14 protein-coding genes are annotated in these 14,697 nt (G+C 71.9%); 8 read left to right on the plus strand and 6 right to left on the minus strand.

The genetic code is table 11. The features are described from left to right. Both ndk and COGEMETH_RS16855 read left to right on the plus strand, forming a co-directional pair. Positions 1-343: nucleoside-diphosphate kinase (gene ndk, locus COGEMETH_RS16850; RefSeq protein WP_238183759.1), on the plus strand; the 343-nt coding region annotated here is incomplete at its 5' end. A 160-nt stretch (positions 344-503) separates the two neighbouring features. Then, positions 504-869, plus strand: coding sequence for a hypothetical protein (locus COGEMETH_RS16855; RefSeq protein ID WP_238183760.1), 366 nt, complete (start codon positions 504-506; stop codon positions 867-869). Between the two features lie 52 nt (positions 870-921). Here the strand turns inward: COGEMETH_RS16855 and purN are convergent, their stop codons facing one another. Continuing rightward, the gene (gene purN, locus COGEMETH_RS16860) at positions 922-1,578 is read right to left on the minus strand and encodes a phosphoribosylglycinamide formyltransferase (protein ID WP_238183761.1); all 657 of its coding nucleotides are present in this window, start codon (positions 1,576-1,578) and stop codon (positions 922-924) included. Next, on the minus strand, positions 1,575-2,639 hold the full coding sequence (purM, locus tag COGEMETH_RS16865; RefSeq protein WP_238183762.1) for a phosphoribosylformylglycinamidine cyclo-ligase: 1,065 nt from the start codon (positions 2,637-2,639) through the stop codon (positions 1,575-1,577). Before purM ends, purN begins: the two co-directional genes overlap by 4 nt. Positions 2,640-2,775: 136 nt before the next feature. Between purM and COGEMETH_RS16870 the strand changes: the two genes are divergently transcribed. The 4 genes from COGEMETH_RS16870 (at position 2,776) to ppx (ending at position 8,972) form a co-directional block, all read left to right on the plus strand. Further along, positions 2,776-3,867 carry an AI-2E family transporter gene (locus tag COGEMETH_RS16870; RefSeq protein WP_238183763.1) on the plus strand — a complete coding sequence of 364 codons (1,092 nt, stop codon included), beginning with the start codon at positions 2,776-2,778 and terminating at the stop codon, positions 3,865-3,867. Between the two features lie 123 nt (positions 3,868-3,990). After that, positions 3,991-4,710, plus strand: a complete 720-nt coding sequence (locus COGEMETH_RS16875; protein ID WP_238183764.1) for a P-loop NTPase family protein — start codon at positions 3,991-3,993, stop codon at positions 4,708-4,710. A 186-nt stretch (positions 4,711-4,896) separates the two neighbouring features. Continuing rightward, complete coding sequence (locus COGEMETH_RS16880; RefSeq protein ID WP_238183765.1) at positions 4,897-7,266, plus strand: RNA degradosome polyphosphate kinase; 2,370 nt, start codon at positions 4,897-4,899, stop codon at positions 7,264-7,266. A 215-nt stretch (positions 7,267-7,481) separates the two neighbouring features. Next, positions 7,482-8,972, plus strand: a complete 1,491-nt coding sequence (ppx, locus tag COGEMETH_RS16885) for an exopolyphosphatase (RefSeq protein WP_238183766.1) — start codon at positions 7,482-7,484, stop codon at positions 8,970-8,972. A 30-nt stretch (positions 8,973-9,002) separates the two neighbouring features. On the opposite strand, the gene COGEMETH_RS16890 is transcribed toward ppx, so the two are convergent. Next, positions 9,003-11,336 (minus strand): NADP-dependent malic enzyme, encoded by a 2,334-nt coding sequence (locus COGEMETH_RS16890; protein ID WP_283215012.1) that lies wholly within the window; start codon positions 11,334-11,336, stop codon positions 9,003-9,005. Between the two features lie 66 nt (positions 11,337-11,402). Here COGEMETH_RS16890 and COGEMETH_RS16895 point away from each other — a divergent pair, with 66 nt between their 5' ends. Together COGEMETH_RS16895 and COGEMETH_RS16900 are read left to right on the plus strand one after the other, a co-directional pair. Beyond that, complete coding sequence (locus tag COGEMETH_RS16895) at positions 11,403-12,011, plus strand: CatB-related O-acetyltransferase (RefSeq protein ID WP_238183772.1); 609 nt, start codon at positions 11,403-11,405, stop codon at positions 12,009-12,011. Between the two features lie 41 nt (positions 12,012-12,052). Then, positions 12,053-12,304, plus strand: coding sequence for a DUF3297 family protein (locus tag COGEMETH_RS16900; RefSeq protein ID WP_238183767.1), 252 nt, complete (start codon positions 12,053-12,055; stop codon positions 12,302-12,304). On the opposite strand, the gene COGEMETH_RS16905 is transcribed toward COGEMETH_RS16900, so the two are convergent. Genes COGEMETH_RS16905 through COGEMETH_RS16915 form a run of 3 tightly spaced genes read right to left on the minus strand, consistent with a single transcriptional unit; the run spans position 12,274 to position 14,539 of the window. Further along, positions 12,274-12,600 carry a hypothetical protein gene (locus COGEMETH_RS16905; protein WP_238183768.1) on the minus strand — a complete coding sequence of 109 codons (327 nt, stop codon included), beginning with the start codon at positions 12,598-12,600 and terminating at the stop codon, positions 12,274-12,276. The two genes, COGEMETH_RS16900 and COGEMETH_RS16905, sit on opposite strands and share 31 nt — an antisense overlap. Further along, positions 12,597-13,673 carry an acyltransferase family protein gene (locus COGEMETH_RS16910; protein WP_238183769.1) on the minus strand — a complete coding sequence of 359 codons (1,077 nt, stop codon included), beginning with the start codon at positions 13,671-13,673 and terminating at the stop codon, positions 12,597-12,599. The genes COGEMETH_RS16905 and COGEMETH_RS16910 overlap by 4 nt, the downstream gene beginning before the upstream one ends. Then, a complete protein-coding gene (locus COGEMETH_RS16915; RefSeq protein WP_238183770.1) occupies positions 13,670-14,539 on the minus strand; it encodes a glycosyltransferase in 870 nt (289 codons plus the stop codon). The genes COGEMETH_RS16910 and COGEMETH_RS16915 overlap by 4 nt, the downstream gene beginning before the upstream one ends. Positions 14,540-14,697: the final 158 nt, after the last annotated feature.

A 14,697-nucleotide genomic window follows, 5' to 3' on the forward strand; every position in this document is an offset into this window, starting at 1 on the left:
AGAACGTCTCGGCCTGCGCCTTGCTCATCTGGATGCGGCGCTGTCCGACGATGCGCAGGCCGAGACGTTCTACGAGATCCACAAGGAGCGCCCGTTCTTCGGCGAGCTCGTGGAGTTCATGACCTCGGGCCCCGTCGTCGTGCAGGTGTTGGAGGGCGAGAACGCCGTGGCCAAGTACCGGGAGGTCATGGGCGCCACGAACCCGGCCCAGGCCGCCGAGGGCACCATCCGCAAGACCTTCTCCGAGTCGGTCGGCGAGAACACCGTGCACGGCTCGGACAGCGCCGAGAACGCCAAGGCCGAGATCGCGCAGTTCTTCCAGGATTCCGACATCGCCGGCTGAGCGGTGACCGCCGGAACACACCGGCGGCGGCTTCTACCTGAGTAGCCGGTCGCACCGCCCCGAATGGGGGTCGGTGTGGCCGGAGCGCCATTGACGAAGCGGGCGCGGGGAGAGTCCAACGGCGAAGGTTTTCAACCACGCGCCAACGGACCGAACCGTCATGACGACCCGCCGCCTGCCCGCCCTGATCGCCGCCGGACTCCTCGCCATCGGCGCGACCGCCGCCCTCGCGAGCGGCTCCTCGGCGCCCTTCGAGCAGTACCAACCCGATCCGGCACTGCGCACCGTGCCGAGGGCCAACCTCGAAGGCCGCGTGCGCCACGCCTGCGCCGTGATCCAGGCCCGCATCACCAGCGCGCCGGAAGCCTCCCTGGAGCGCCCCTGCGGCTGCTATGCGAAGCAGACCATGCGCTCCCTGGACGAGTCCGAGATCGAGGCCTACCGCGCCACCGGCTACTTCAACGATTCCGCCCGCGCCAAGGCGCTCTCGGCGCTCGACACCTGCAAGCTGCAGCGGCCGGTCTAAGGCCGGGGCCTCTCTGCCTCGCCTTTCAGCGGGCGAGGGGCCTGTCGGCGGCCTACAGGCTCGACAGGGCACCCTCCGCCCGGGCGGCCTCAGGCGAAAACACCACCCGTTCCCCCTCCAGCCGCGCCCGGCCTCCGGCCACCAGGGCGAGTGCCGCCGGGTAGAGGCGGTGTTCCTGCACGATGACCCGGGCGGCGAGGCTGTCGGGGTCGTCGCCCGCCCGGACCGGCACGGCGGCCTGGGCCACGATCGGCCCCGCATCGAGTTCCGGCACCACGTAATGCACCGTGCAGCCGTGCAGGCGCACGCCGGCCGCCAGCGCCTGGGCATGGGTGTGCGTGCCCTTGAACAGGGGCAGCAGGGAGGGGTGGATGTTGAGCATCCGCCCGGCCCAGCCCTCGACGAAGCCCGGCGTGAAGATCCGCATGAAGCCGGCCAGGCACACGAGGTCGATCTCGGCCGCCCGCAACGCGGCGTCGAGGGCCGCGTCGAAGCGTTCGCGACTGGCGTAGGCTTTGTGGTCGATGGCGCGCGCCGGGATGCCCTGCGCCGCGGCATGCGCGAGCCCCCCCGCCTCGGGACGGTTGGAGAGGACCAGGACGATCTCGGCCGGGTAGCCGGGCACCTTCGAGGCCTCGATCAGCGAGACCATGTTCGAGCCGCGCCCCGAGATCAGGATCGCGACGCGGGTCTTCTTCGAAGCGCTCATGCGAATGCGAGGCGGCCGGTGAAGCCCACGGGCTCCGCGCCCCGCCCGGTGATCCGCCCGAGGCGGACCGGCGCCTCGCCGGCTGCCACCAATGCGGCGCCCACCGCCCCGGCATCCTCGGGGGCGACCACGAGCACCATGCCGATGCCGCAATTGAAGGTGCGCAGCATCTCCGGCTCGGCCACGCCGCCCTTGGCCGCCAGCCAACCGAAGACCGGTGGCACGGCGATGGCGGACAGGTCGATCTCGATGCCGACGTCGTCGGGCAGGACGCGGGGCAGGTTGTCGGGAAAGCCGCCGCCGGTGATGTGGGCGAGCGCCTTGATGCCGCCGGTCGCCCGGATCGCCGCCAGCAGCGGCTTCACGTAGATTCGCGTCGGCTCCAGCAAGGCCTCGCCCAGCGTCCGGCCGGGCGCGAAGGCTGCCGGCGCGTCCCAGCCGAGGCCGGTCCGGGCGACGATGCGGCGCACCAGTGAGAACCCGTTCGAATGCACCCCGGAGGAAGGCAGGCCGAGGACGAGGTCGCCCGGCGCGATCCCCGGCTTCGGCAGCAGCGTGCCGCGCTCGGCCGCGCCCACGGAAAAGCCCGCCAGATCGTAGTCGGCGCCGTCGTAGAGCCCCGGCATCTCCGCGGTCTCGCCGCCGATCAGGGCGCAGCCGGCCTGCCGGCAGCCCTCCGCGATGCCGCGCACGATGTCGGCGCCGACACCGGGCACCAGCTTGGCCGTGGCGTAGTAATCGAGGAAGAACAGCGGCTCGGCGCCCTGCACCACGAGGTCGTTGACGCACATGGCCACGAGGTCGATGCCGATGGTGTCGTGGCGCCCCGTCTCGATGGCGATCTTGACCTTGGTGCCGACGCCGTCGTTGGCCGCCACCAGGATCGGGTCCTTGAAGCCCGCCGCCTTCAGGTCGAACAGGCCGCCGAAGCCGCCGATCTCGGCATCCGCCCCCGGCCGGCGCGTCGAGCGCACCAGCGGCCTGATCGTCTCGACCAGCGCGTTGCCCGCGTCGATGTCGACGCCCGCATCGGCGTAGGTCAGCCCGTCCTTGCCCATCATGCCTGCATTGTCCCCGAGGCGTCGCAAGCCGCCCGTCTAGCCGCTTCGGCGAGCGCTTGCGAGTCGGCCGGGGTTGATCGGGCAGACCCCTGTGCCCACTCTCCGCCAGGGTCGAAGCGTGGCGGCGGGGTGGATGATGCGCGCGAGGGCTGTGATCGGGCTGGCGGCACTCGTGGCCGCCGGCCTCCTCGTCTACATGCTGCGCGAGGTGATGCTGCCCTTCGTGGCCGGCCTCGCGCTGGCCTACCTGCTCGATCCCCTGGCCGACCGGCTGGAACGCCTCGGCCTCGGGCGGCTGGCCGCCAGCCTGATGATCCTGGCCCTGTTCGTCGTGGCGCTGGTGGTCTGCCTGCTGATCCTGGTGCCGCTGGCGGCCAACCAGGTCGCGGCCCTGGTCAACGCCCTGCCGGCGATGGTCTCGCGCCTCCAGGGCATCATCGCCGAGCGGGCCGGCCCCCTGCTCCAGCGCCTGGGCGGTGCCGACGTGCTCAACGAGCTGCAATCCTCGGTCGGCACGCTGGCCACGCAAGGTGGTGCGTGGCTGCTCGCCTTCCTCAAGTCGATCTGGTCCGGCAGCCAGGCCCTGATCTCGATCGCCTCCCTGCTGGTGGTGACGCCGGTGGTGGCCTTCTACATCCTGGTCGACTGGGACCGCATGGTCGCGTCCATCGACGGCTGGGTGCCGCCCCGCCACCGGGCGACCGTGCGGCGGCTGGCCACGCAGATCGACACGGCCATCATCGGCTTCGTGCGCGGGCAGACCCTGGTCTGCCTGATCCTCGGCACCTTCTACGCGGTCGGCCTCTGGCTGGTCGGCCTGAACTTCGGCGTGCTGATCGGGCTGATCGCGGGCTTCCTCACCTTCATCCCCTACGTCGGCACGCTCACGGGTTTCATGATCTCGGTCGGCGTCGCCCTTGTGCAGTTCTGGCCGGGCTCGGACTGGCTGCATCTCGGGCTGACGGTGGGCGTGTTCCTCCTCGGGCAGTTCCTGGAGGGCAACGTCATCTCGCCCAAGCTCGTCGGCGAATCCGTCGGCCTGCATCCGGTCTGGCTGATGTTCGCCCTGCTCGCCTTCGGCTCGCTGTTCGGCTTCCTCGGGCTGCTGCTCGCCGTGCCGGTGGCCGCCTCGATCGGGGTGCTGGTTCGCTTCGCGCTCGCCCGCTACCTGGAGAGCCGGCTCTACCATGCCGAGCAGCCGGTGCTCATCGACCTGCGCCAGGATTGAGGGTACCTCACGAGACTGCCGGTTCCCCGGGAGCCCGCCGGCCGCGACGGCGCAGCGGGCGTCCTGCAAGGGACACCGATCCGCCCTTGACCTGGGACGGCGCGGGGTCAACCTGGGCCCGGCATGCGCGAGAACGCCCCCCCGAAGCAGCTGGCCTTCGACCTGCCGATCGACCCGCGCTACGGCCGCGAGGATTTCCTGGTCGGCCCGGCCAACGAGGCCGCCTACGGGCTGATCGAATCCTGGCCCGACTGGCCCGACACCGTCCTGGTGCTGACCGGCCCCTCGGGCAGCGGCAAGAGCCACCTCGCCTCGATCTGGGCGACGCGGGCCCATGCCTGGACCGTGCCGGCGGCCGAGGTCACGGCGGGCAGCGTCACGCATCTCGTCTCGAACGGCGCCCTGGTTATCGAGGACGTGGACCGCGCCGCCGGCCGGGACGAGGCGGCCCTGTTCCACCTGCTGAATCTGGCCCGCGAGCGGCGCTCGCCCGTGCTGCTGACCTCCGGGGCCGGAATCGACCGCCTGGAGCTGGCCACCGCCGACCTGCGGTCGCGCCTGCGCCTCGCCCCGGGCGTCGCGATCCTCGCCCCCGACGACGCCCTGCTGCGGGCGGTGATCGTCAAGCTCTTCGTGGACCGCCAGCTCGTGGTGGACCTCAGCGTCGTCGAGGCCCTGGCGCTGCGCATCGACCGGTCGCTCGGCCGCGCCCGCGAGGTCGTGGCGGAACTCGACCGGGACGCCCTCGGCCGCGGACGGCGCATCACCCGCCCCCTGGCGCTCGCGGTCCTCGACCGCCTCGGGGCTTCGGTGGCCGGCGCGGAGCCGGAGGACGAGGACTGACGCCGGCAGGCGTCCATACCGGGCACGCGCACGCCGCTTCGTCATGAAACCGTCGCAAGCCGGCGGGACTCCCCGTGCTAGAGCGCTCTGCGCCGAAGCGGATGCCGGTTCGGCGAACGAGAGCGCGGCAAGACGACGTCGAGCCGCCGGTCGCGGGACTCGCTGGGAGCAAGGTTGTTGACGGATATGGAACCGACCGCAGGCGCCCTGAACCGCGACCGCGCCGACGACGAGGCGCAGGAAGCCGCCACGGCTCCGGCGCGTCGCAAGCCCGCCCAGCCGCGCGCCGTGCCGAGGCCGGCCGGGAGCGCCGCCGCCAAGGCGAATGCGGGCGACGAGTGGCCCGCCGCCGCCGATCTCGCCGAGCCGTCGCCGCCTGCCGCCGGCAGCGCCGCGCGCGAGCCCGTGCTGGAGGCCGGCCGGTCGCTGCGCCACTCCCCCGAGCGCTTCGTGAACCGCGAGCTGTCCTGGCTCCAGTTCAACCGCCGGGTGCTGGAGGAAGCCTCGAATCGCAACCATCCGCTGCTGGAGAAGCTGCGCTTCCTCTCGATCTCGGCCAACAACCTGGACGAGTTCTTCATGGTCCGGGTGGCCGGCCTGATCGACCAGGTCCGCGCCGGGCTGACGCTGCCCTCTCAGGACGGCCTGACGCCCTCCGAGCAGCTCGCCCGCATCGGCATCGAGGTCGCGCGGCTGGCCGAGGACCAGCAGGCCCGCTGGCGGGACCTGCGCGCGGAGTTGCACGGGGTCGACGTCGACCTGGTGGAGCCCGCCGGCCTCAAGCCCGAGCATGCCGCGTGGCTGGAGGAGTACTTCCTCAACCACGTCTTCCCGGTGCTGACGCCGCTCGCCATCGACCCGGCCCACCCGTTCCCCTTCATCCCGAACCTCGGCAGCACCATCGCCCTGATGCTGGTCCGCCCCCGCGACGGCCGGGTGCTGCGCGCGCTGATCCGCATGCCCGGCGTCCTCGACCGGTTCGTGCGCCTGCCCGCCGTCGAGAACGACCCGGCCGCCCGCTTCATCGCCATCGAGCAGGTGATCGTGATGTTCACCGCCCGGCTGTTTCCGGGCTACCTGGTGAAGGGGCAGGGCGCCTTCCGGGTGGTGCGCGACTCCGACCTCGAGATCGAGGAGGAGGCCGAGGACCTCGTCCTGCATTTCGAGACCGCCCTGAAACAGCGCCGCCGCGGCATCGTCATTCGCCTGGAGGTCGAGGCCGGGATGCCGGAGGACCTGCGTGCCTTCGTGGCCGACGAACTCGAGATCGGGACGGACGCCGTCTTCCTCGTGGAGGGGATGCTGGCCCTGAACGAGCTGTCGCAGATCGTCGGGATCGACCGCCCGGACCTGAAGTTCAAGCCCTACAACCCGCGCTTCCCCGAGCGCATCCGCGAGAGCGGCGGCGACGTGTTCGCCGCGATCCGGCAGAAGGATTTCTGCGTCCACCACCCCTACGAGTCCTTCGACGCGGTGGTGCAGTTCCTGTCCCAGGCCGCCCGCGACCCGAACGTGGTGGCGATCAAGCAGACCCTCTACCGCACCTCCTCGAACTCGCCGATCGTGGCCGCGCTCGCCGAGGCCGCCGAGGCCGGCAAGTCCGTCACCGCCCTGGTGGAGCTCAAGGCGCGCTTCGACGAGGAGGCCAACATCCGCTGGGCGCGCAACCTGGAGAAGGCCGGCGCGCAGGTGGTGTTCGGCTTCGTCGAGCTGAAGACCCACGCCAAGCTGTCGATGGTGGTGCGCCGCGAGGGCGAGCGGCTCGTCACCTACTGCCACGTCGGCACCGGGAACTATCACCCGATCACGGCGCGCATCTACACCGACCTGTCCTTCTTCACCGCCGACCCGGCGATCAGCCGCGACGTGTCGCGGATCTTCAACTTCATCACCGGCTACGCGGAGCCGGCCGAACTGGAGCGCATGGCCGTCTCCCCGCTGACGGCCAAGAACACCCTGCTGGAGCACATCGAGGCGGAGGTGGCCCATGCCAAGGGCGGCCGCCCGGCCGCGATCTGGCTCAAGTGCAACTCGCTGGTGGACGCGCAGATCATCGACGCCCTCTACGACGCCTCGGAGGCCGGCGTGCAGATCGACTGCGTGGTCCGCGGCATCTGCTGCCTGCGGCCCGGGATCCCCGGCCTGTCGGAGACCATCCGGGTCAAGTCGATCGTCGGCCGCTTCCTGGAGCACGAGCGCATCTACGCCTTCGGCAACGGCGTCGGCCTGCCCCACCCGAAGGCCACCGTCTACATCGCCTCGGCCGACCTGATGGCGCGCAACCTCGACCGGCGCGTCGAGGCCCTGCTGCCGATCACCAACCCGACCGTGCACCAGCAGGTCCTCGACCAGATCATGCTGGCCAACCTCCTGGACAACCGCCAGAGCTGGCGGGTGCTGGCCTCGGGGGGCTGCGAGCGCATCCAGCCGGCCGAAGGGGACGAGCCCTTCAACGCCCACAAGTACTTCATGACCAATCCCAGCCTCTCGGGCCGGGGCAAGTCCTCGAAGAAGTCGAGCCCGCGGGCCCTGAGCCGCAGGGCGCAGCGGCCCTGACGGGGCCGTTGCAGGCGAACCGGAAACCATCTCCTCGGCGCACGGGCGATTGGCCTGGGATGGTGCGGCAGGCGCCTGATGCCAGCGGCGGCGAACGCGCGTAGAAGGGGTGGCCGCGCCGGTCAGGCGGGGCGTATCCGTTGCCTTGCGAAGGACTCTCGGATTTGGGTTCCCCCCGTGCCGGCCTCACGCTCGCCCATTCCGCGGAGCTGCCCGTGACCGGTCGCTCCGCCCCTGTCGCGATCATCGACATCGGCTCCAACTCCGTGCGGCTCGTCGCCTACGACGGCCTCGGTCGTGCGCCGACGCCGCTCTACAACGAGAAGGTCCTGTGCGGCCTGGGCCGCAACGTCCTCACCACGGGCCGGCTCAACGAGGAGGCGGTGCGCAAGGCGCTCGGGGCGCTGGCCCGCTTCCGGGTGCTCTGCGCCACCATGCGCATCGGCCGCGTCTTCGTGCTCGCCACCGCCGCCGCGCGCGACGCCGAGAACGGGCCGGCCTTCCTGGAGGCCGCGCAGGAAGCCTGCGGCACCGAGATCCAGCTTCTCTCCGGCCGCCGTGAGGCGGAACTGTCGGCGCTCGGCGTGATCTCGGGCTTCCACGCCCCGGACGGGGTGGTGGGCGACCTCGGCGGCGGCTCCCTCGAACTCGTGGACGTGCGCGGGGCCGTGGTGGGGCAGGGGGTGACGATGCCGCTCGGCGGCCTCGCCCTCCAGGACCTCTCCGGGGGCTCCATCAAGAAGGCCGGCAAGATCGTGCGCGAGCACATGAAGAAGGCAGCACCCCAGCTCGAGACCCTGCGCGGGCGCAGCTTCTACGCGGTGGGCGGCACCTGGCGGGCGCTCGCCCGCCTGCACCAGGCCGCGCGCCAGTACCCCGTCCACGTGATGCACGGCTACAGCGTCGAGCCCTCGGACGAGCTGAGCTTCCTGCAGGTGGTCGAGCAGTCAGACGCAGCGCAGCTGCTGGACGTGGAGAGCATCTCCGAGGCCCGGCGCCCGCTGCTCGCCTACGGGGCGGTGGTGCTGGAGGAGATCATCCGGGTCGGCCGGCCGCGGGAGATCGCGGTCTCGGCCTCGGGCGTGCGCGAGGGCCTGCTCTACGAGCAGCTCGACAAGGACACCCGGGCCCTCGACCCGCTGCTCGCCTCGGCCGGCGAGCTCAACGGCCTGCGCGCCCGCTCGCCCCGGCACGGGGAGGAGCTGCTGGCCTGGACCGACCGTTTCGTCACCAGCCTGGACGGGCCGGAGACCGCGGACGAGCGCCGCCTGCGCCACGCCGCCTGCCTGCTCTCCGACATCGGCTGGCGGGCGCATCCCGACTACCGGGGCGAGCAGAGCATCGCCCTGATCCAGAACGCCGCCTTCGTCGGGGTCGACCATCCCGGCCGCGCCTACCTGGCGCTGGCGATCTACTTCCGCCACGAGGGCGTCGCCCCGGAGAAGGCGAGCCCGGTCCTGCGCGGGCTCGCCGGCCCGCGCCTGTTCGAGCGGGCGCGCCTGCTCGGCGCCCTCCTGCGGGTGGCCTTCCCGATCTCGGCCGGCATGGAAGGCGCGCTCGGGCGCATTCCCGTCACCGTCGAGGCCGGCCGGGTGCTGCTGCGCCTGCCGGCCGAGTGGCAGGCGCTCAACAGCGACCGCCTGCTGAGCCGCGTGCGCGGGCTGGCCCGGGTGGTCGGCCTGGACGGGCGGATCGAGGTCGGCTGAGGCCCTCCCGGCGGCCGACCGGGGACCGGCTCACTCGCCGGTCAGGGTCGCCCCGGTCTCGGCCATATCCACGGGCGCCGGCGCCGCGCCGGACTGCGCCTCGACCACGGCGGCGGCCGTGACGTTGACGATGCCGCGCGCCGTCACCGAGGGCGTCAGGATGTGGGCGGGCCGGGCCGGGCCGATCAGCAGCGGCCCCACGGGCAGGGCGTCGGCCAGCACCTTGGCGAACTGGAAGGCGATGTTGGCCGCATCCAGGTTCGGGAACACCAGCACGTTGGCCGAGCCCCGCAAGCGCGAGCCCGGCAGCACCCGGTCGCGGACCATCTCGGAGAGGGCGGAATCCGCCTGCATCTCTCCGTCGACCTGAAGGTCGGGGGCCCGCTCCTGGATCAGGCCCAGGGCCGCCCGCATCTTCATGGCCGAGGCCGAGTCGGACTGCCCGAAATCGGAGTGGCTGAGGAGCGCGATCTTGGGCGTCAGCCCGAAGCGGCTGACGTGGCCGGCGCAGGCGATGGCCAGTTCCGCGATCTCCTCGGCGCTCGGGTCCTGCCGGACATGGGTGTCGGCCAGGAAGTAGGCGCCCTTCTTGGTGACGATCAGGCTCATCGCCGCGCATTGGGTGATGCCCGGGTTGAGGCCGATCACGTCGCGGATGATGCGAAGCCGGGTCTCGAATCGCCCCTCCAGGCCGCAGATCAGGGCGTCCGCCTCGCCCCGGCGCACGGCGATGGCGCCGATGATCGTGGTGTTGGTGCGCACCAGGGTGCGGGCCGCCTCGGGCGTGATGCCGCGCCGGCCGGCGACCTCCAGATAGGTCTGGACGTACTTGCGGTAGCGCGGATCGTCCTCGGGATCGATCAGCTCGAAATGCCGGCCCTCCTCGATCGAGAGGCCGAAGCGCTTGATCCGGGTCTCGACCACCCGCGGGCGGCCGACGAGGATCGGCTTGGCGACCCCGTCCTCGACGATGGCCTGGACCGCGCGCAGCACCCGCTCGTCCTCGCCCTCGGCGTAGATGACGCGCTTGGGCGCCTCCTTCGCCTTGGAGAACAGGGGCTTCATGATGAAGCCGGAGCGGTGGACGAAGCGGTCCAGGCTCTCGGCATAGGCCGCGATGTTGGAAACCGGCCGCCCGGCCACCCCCGAATCCATCGCGGCCTGGGCCACGGCGGGTGCGATGCGCACGATCAGGCGGGGATCGAACGGGCTCGGGATCAGGGAGTGCGGTCCGAAGGGCCGGGCCTCGCCGCCATAGGCGCGGGCCACCACGTCGGAGGGCGTCTCGCGGGCGAGCGCGGCGATGGCCTTGACCGCCGCCTTCTTCATCTCCTCGTTGATCGAGGTGGCCCCGACATCGAGCGCCCCCCGGAAGATGTAGGGGAAGCACAGGACGTTGTTGACCTGGTTCGGGAAGTCCGAGCGCCCGGTGCAGATCATCGCGTCCGGCCGCTTCTCCTGCGCGAGGTCGGGCATGATCTCGGGATAGGGGTTGGCGAGCGCCATGATCAGCGGCTTGTCGGCCATCCGCTCCAGGTATTCGGGCTTGAGCACGCCGCCGGCCGAGAGGCCGATGAACACGTCGGCTCCGGGGATCACGTCGGCGAGCGTCCGGCCTTGGGTGTCCTGCGCGTACACGTCCTTCCAGCGGTCCATCAGCTCGGTGCGGCCCTTGTAGACCACGCCCTTGATGTCGGTGACGGTGATGTTCTCCTGCCGTGCGCCCAGCGACACCAGGAGGTTGAGGCAGGCGAGCGCGGCCGCACCCGCCCCAGAGGTGACGATGCGGACCTCCGAGAGCGTCTTGCCGGCGAGTTCGAGGCCGTTGAGGACGGCGGCCGCGACGATGATCGCCGTGCCGTGCTGGTCGTCGTGGAAGACCGGGATGTTCATCCGGGCCCGGCAGCGCTCCTCGACCTCGAAGCACTCCGGGGCCTTGATGTCCTCCAGGTTGATGCCGCCGAAGGTCGGCTCCAGGGAGCAGACCACGTCCACGAGCTTGTCCACGTCGTGCTCGTCCACCTCGATGTCGAACACGTCGATGCCGGCGAACTTCTTGAACAGGACGGCCTTGCCCTCCATCACCGGCTTCGAGGCCAGCGGGCCGATGTCGCCCAGGCCCAGCACGGCGGTGCCGTTGGTGAGCACGGCGACGAGGTTCTGGCGGATGGTGAGGGTCGCCGCCTCCTGCGGGTCGGCGTGGATCGCCTCGCAGGCCGCGGCCACGCCGGGGGAATAGGCCAACGCCAGGTCGCGCTGGTTGCCCAGCGGCTTGGTGGCCTGGATCTCCAGCTTTCCGGGGCGCGGCAGGCGGTGGTAGACGAGCGCCCCGGACTTGAGATCCTCGGACATGTTGTCGGCCATGGCCCATTCTCCCTGCGTGAGGCGACCGGTCCGCGCACCGGTCCGCGCCCTGCCGTGAAGGCCCTGTTGCACCGCCTGCGCAGAGGGCGCAACCCGAACAACGAGACCCGCCTGCATCTCGAAACGCTGGCCCGGCGCCACGGATTCTCGATCGGCGCCTATTCGTACGGCTGCCCCAAGGTGCGCTTCCCGGAATCGGGCCGGCGGCTGACGATCGGCCGCTATTGTTCCATCGCCGACAAGGTCGAGATCCTGCTCGGGGGCGACCATCGCCTCGACTGGGTCTCGACCTATCCCTTCGCCGCGATGGCCGGCCTCTGGCCGGACGCGCAGGCCCCGGAGGACTATCACGTCTCCCGCGGCGACGTGGCGATCGGCCACGACGTCTGGCTCGGCTCGGGCTGCATGATCCTGGCCGGCGTCACGATCGGGCACGGAGCGGTGGTGGCCGCGCGCGCCGTCGTCACCCGGGACGTGCCGGCCTACGCGGTGGTGGCCGGCAACCCGGCCCGCGTGGTGCGGCGCCGCTTCGACGAGGCCACGGTGGAGGCGCTGCTGGCCTGCGCGTGGTGGAACCTTCCGCACGATGCCGTCACGCGGCTGGTGCCCCTGCTCCAGGGCGGAACGGCCGCCGACCTCGTCGCGGCCGTGCGGGCCGTTGCGCGGCCGGAGTGAATCCCGTACCCGCTGCCGACCGACCGACAGAGACGGCTCCGATGTCCGACACGCCTCCCGACCGCCTCGCGGTCAACCCGAACAGCCCGTTCTACGACGAGACCCTGCTGGAGCGCGGCATCGGCGTGCGCTTCAAGGGCGTCGATAAGACCAACGTCGAGGAATATTGCGTCAGCGAGGGCTGGGTGCGCCTCAGCGCCGGCAAGACCCTGGACCGGGCCGGCAACCCGATGACGGTGAAGCTGAAAGGGCCGGTCGAGCCCTATTTCCGGGACGTCGCCTCGGAGGGCTGAGCCTCGCGCCGGGCACGCGCCAGGGTGAAGTCGCGCAAGGCAGCCGCCACCATGGCCGCGATCCCGTCCGTCGAGGTCGGCTTCGTGACGACGAGGCTCGCCAGGATGTCTGAGCGCCGCTGACGCTGCCTGGCCGTGCGGGCGTGGTTCGACAGGCGCAGGCAGAAGGCGCAGCCCTCGGGACGCAGGTAGAGGCTGTCGCCGCGCTCGTTGCGGGCCACCTCCGGGAAGCCGTGGCCGGCCAGCAGCCGGGCCGCGTGGGCGAGCGCCGCGGCCGGGGGCAGGGGGTTGCTCACGGGCCGGCCGGCTTGATCGTGCCCAGGGTGCGCCGGCCCATCGCCCGCGCCTTGAGCCGGAGCGCCGGGCGCTCGACCGCGTACCAGGAGGCGGCCGCGACCAAGGCGGTGAGGGCCAGCGCCGGAACCAACAGCATCGCACCCGAGGCGCCGGGCCAGAGGGCGTGCAGGCTCTGCTGGATCGGCCAGCCGTAGAGGTAGATCCCGTAGGACAGGTCGGCCGCCGGATCGAACCTGGCCCGCGCCATCACGGTCAGGGCGAGCCAGACGGCGCCGTAGGCCTCGCCGAGGAACAGCAGAACCCGATAGGCCTCCGTCCGATGCAGGAGGAGGCAGGCGAGGGTCAGCGCCGCGAGCGGCCAGACGGAGAGCCGGATGCGCTCGCGCCAGAGGTAGAGGGCAGCCCCGCAGGCGAAGATCAGCGGCAGGCGCAGGGCCGTCTCCAGGCCCTTTGGCAGGTCCGCGTGGGTGGCCTCGGCGGCGAGCAGCCCGACCGCGAAGCCGCCGACACAAAGCAGGACCGGCCAGGGCCGCCGCAGGGCGCCCAGCAGCCCGGCGACGAGCACGCCGAGATAGCACAAGACCTCGTATTTCAGGGTCCAGACGGTGCCGAGCGGGCTGCGATAGGGGTTGTCTGAGAACACCCCCGGCAGGGCGGCGTTGCTCTTGAAGGTGGTGAGCGTGCCGCGCACGAAGCGCCACAGGGCGCCATCGCGCAGATAGTCGGCCAGCGGCAGGGTGGTCATCGCGGCGCCGAGCACAAGGGCGACGAGCAGCGTCGCGGCCACCAGCCCCGGCAGGATGCGGAGCGCGCGGGCCAGCACGTAGTCCCGCACCCCGCGCCGGTCGAGGCTCATGGTGACGAGGAAGCCCGAGACCGCGAAGAACCCGTTCACCGCGTGCTCGCCGAGGGTGAAGCCGGTGGCCCGCGCCAACGGCTCGTCCAGAGCATTGCCCGAGGTGACGCTGAAGGCGTGGGAGACCACCACCGCCAGGGAGAGGGCGAGGCGCAGGCCGGTGAAGCCGTTGTGCGGGCGCGCCAGCGCGTCGGCCACGGTCGGGGCGGCCCTCACCGCAGGCCCTCGCGTTCCAGGGCGCCGCGTCCGCGCAGGGCCGCCCACGCCCCGGCCGCCGAGCCGCCGTAGCGCTCGATGCCGGCGCGCCGGAACACCAGGGCCGACAGCAGGGCCTTTGGCAGGTTGGCGAGGAGCCCGGAAAAACTCGGATCGGGCAGGCCGTACTTGCGGCTGACATAGGCCCGCGACCAGGCCTGATGCCAGCGCGTGCGGAAGACCCGGCCCGGCTCCGGGGCGGAGGAGCGGCCCCGCCCGTGCAGGGCGACCGCTTCGTGGACGTGGACCAGGGCGCGGCCCGTGTCGGCGACGCGGCGGCAGAGGTCGTCGTCCTCGTAGAACAGGAAGATCGCCTCGTCGAAGCCGCCGAGATCGAGGAAGAGGCGCCGTTCGACCATCAGGCAGGCCCCCGACAGGAAGGGCGCGCAGGCATCGCCCTCCGGCAGGGCGAGGCGCCCCTTCGGATTGGTGAGATAGGGCGCCAGCAGCGAGCGGGCCTGGTAGAAGAACCGCCCGTCCGGCTCGACGATGCGGGGCGCGTAGAGCCCCGCATCGGGCCAGCGCGCGGCGGCCTCCAGCAGGGCGTCGGCGGCACCGGGCCGCAGCAGCACGTCGGGGTTGAGGACCAGGACGTGGCCGGCCGTCTCCGCGGCGCGCACGCCGCGGTTGTTGGCCCGGCCGTAGCCCTCGTTGCGGGGGTTGCGGATCACCCGTGCGCCTGCGGCCTCGGCAACGGCGGCGGAGGCGTCGCGGCTGGCGTTGTCGACCACGATCGCGGGGACGTGCTCGGCGGCGAGCGCCGCGAGGCAGGCCGGAAGGGCGTCCGCGCTGTCATGGGCGACGACGACCGCGATGAGGCTGGCCATCGGCGTCCCGCCTCAGTCCAGGCCGAGCCGCGCCGCCTCTTCCCTCCCCCCTCTGCGGGGGAGGGTGGCCCGCGAAGCGGGTCGGGAGAGGGGAGCGACGATGCCGGATACGGCGCTCCCCTCTCCCGACCCTCGCTGACGCGAGGGCCACCCTCTCC

The sequence above is a fragment of the Methylobacterium trifolii genome, assembly GCF_022179685.1.
Taxonomy (GTDB): domain Bacteria; phylum Pseudomonadota; class Alphaproteobacteria; order Rhizobiales; family Beijerinckiaceae; genus Methylobacterium; species Methylobacterium trifolii.

Excerpts from the sequence above, each read along its gene's own strand:
- COGEMETH_RS16915 (WP_238183770.1), bottom strand. The coding sequence starts at position 14,539 with ATGGCCAGCCTCATCGCGGTCGTCGTCGCCCATGACAGCGCGGACGCC.
- COGEMETH_RS16890 (WP_283215012.1), bottom strand. The coding sequence starts at position 11,336 with ATGGCCGACAACATGTCCGAGGATCTCAAGTCCGGGGCGCTCGTCTAC.
- COGEMETH_RS16880 (WP_238183765.1), top strand. The coding sequence starts at position 4,897 with ATGGAACCGACCGCAGGCGCCCTGAACCGCGACCGCGCCGACGACGAG.
- COGEMETH_RS16875 (WP_238183764.1), top strand. The coding sequence starts at position 3,991 with ATGCGCGAGAACGCCCCCCCGAAGCAGCTGGCCTTCGACCTGCCGATC.
- COGEMETH_RS16900 (WP_238183767.1), top strand. The coding sequence starts at position 12,053 with ATGTCCGACACGCCTCCCGACCGCCTCGCGGTCAACCCGAACAGCCCG.
- COGEMETH_RS16870 (WP_238183763.1), top strand. The coding sequence starts at position 2,776 with ATGCGCGCGAGGGCTGTGATCGGGCTGGCGGCACTCGTGGCCGCCGGC.
- COGEMETH_RS16855 (WP_238183760.1), top strand. The coding sequence starts at position 504 with ATGACGACCCGCCGCCTGCCCGCCCTGATCGCCGCCGGACTCCTCGCC.
- purN (WP_238183761.1), bottom strand. The coding sequence starts at position 1,578 with ATGAGCGCTTCGAAGAAGACCCGCGTCGCGATCCTGATCTCGGGGCGC.
- purM (WP_238183762.1), bottom strand. The coding sequence starts at position 2,639 with ATGATGGGCAAGGACGGGCTGACCTACGCCGATGCGGGCGTCGACATC.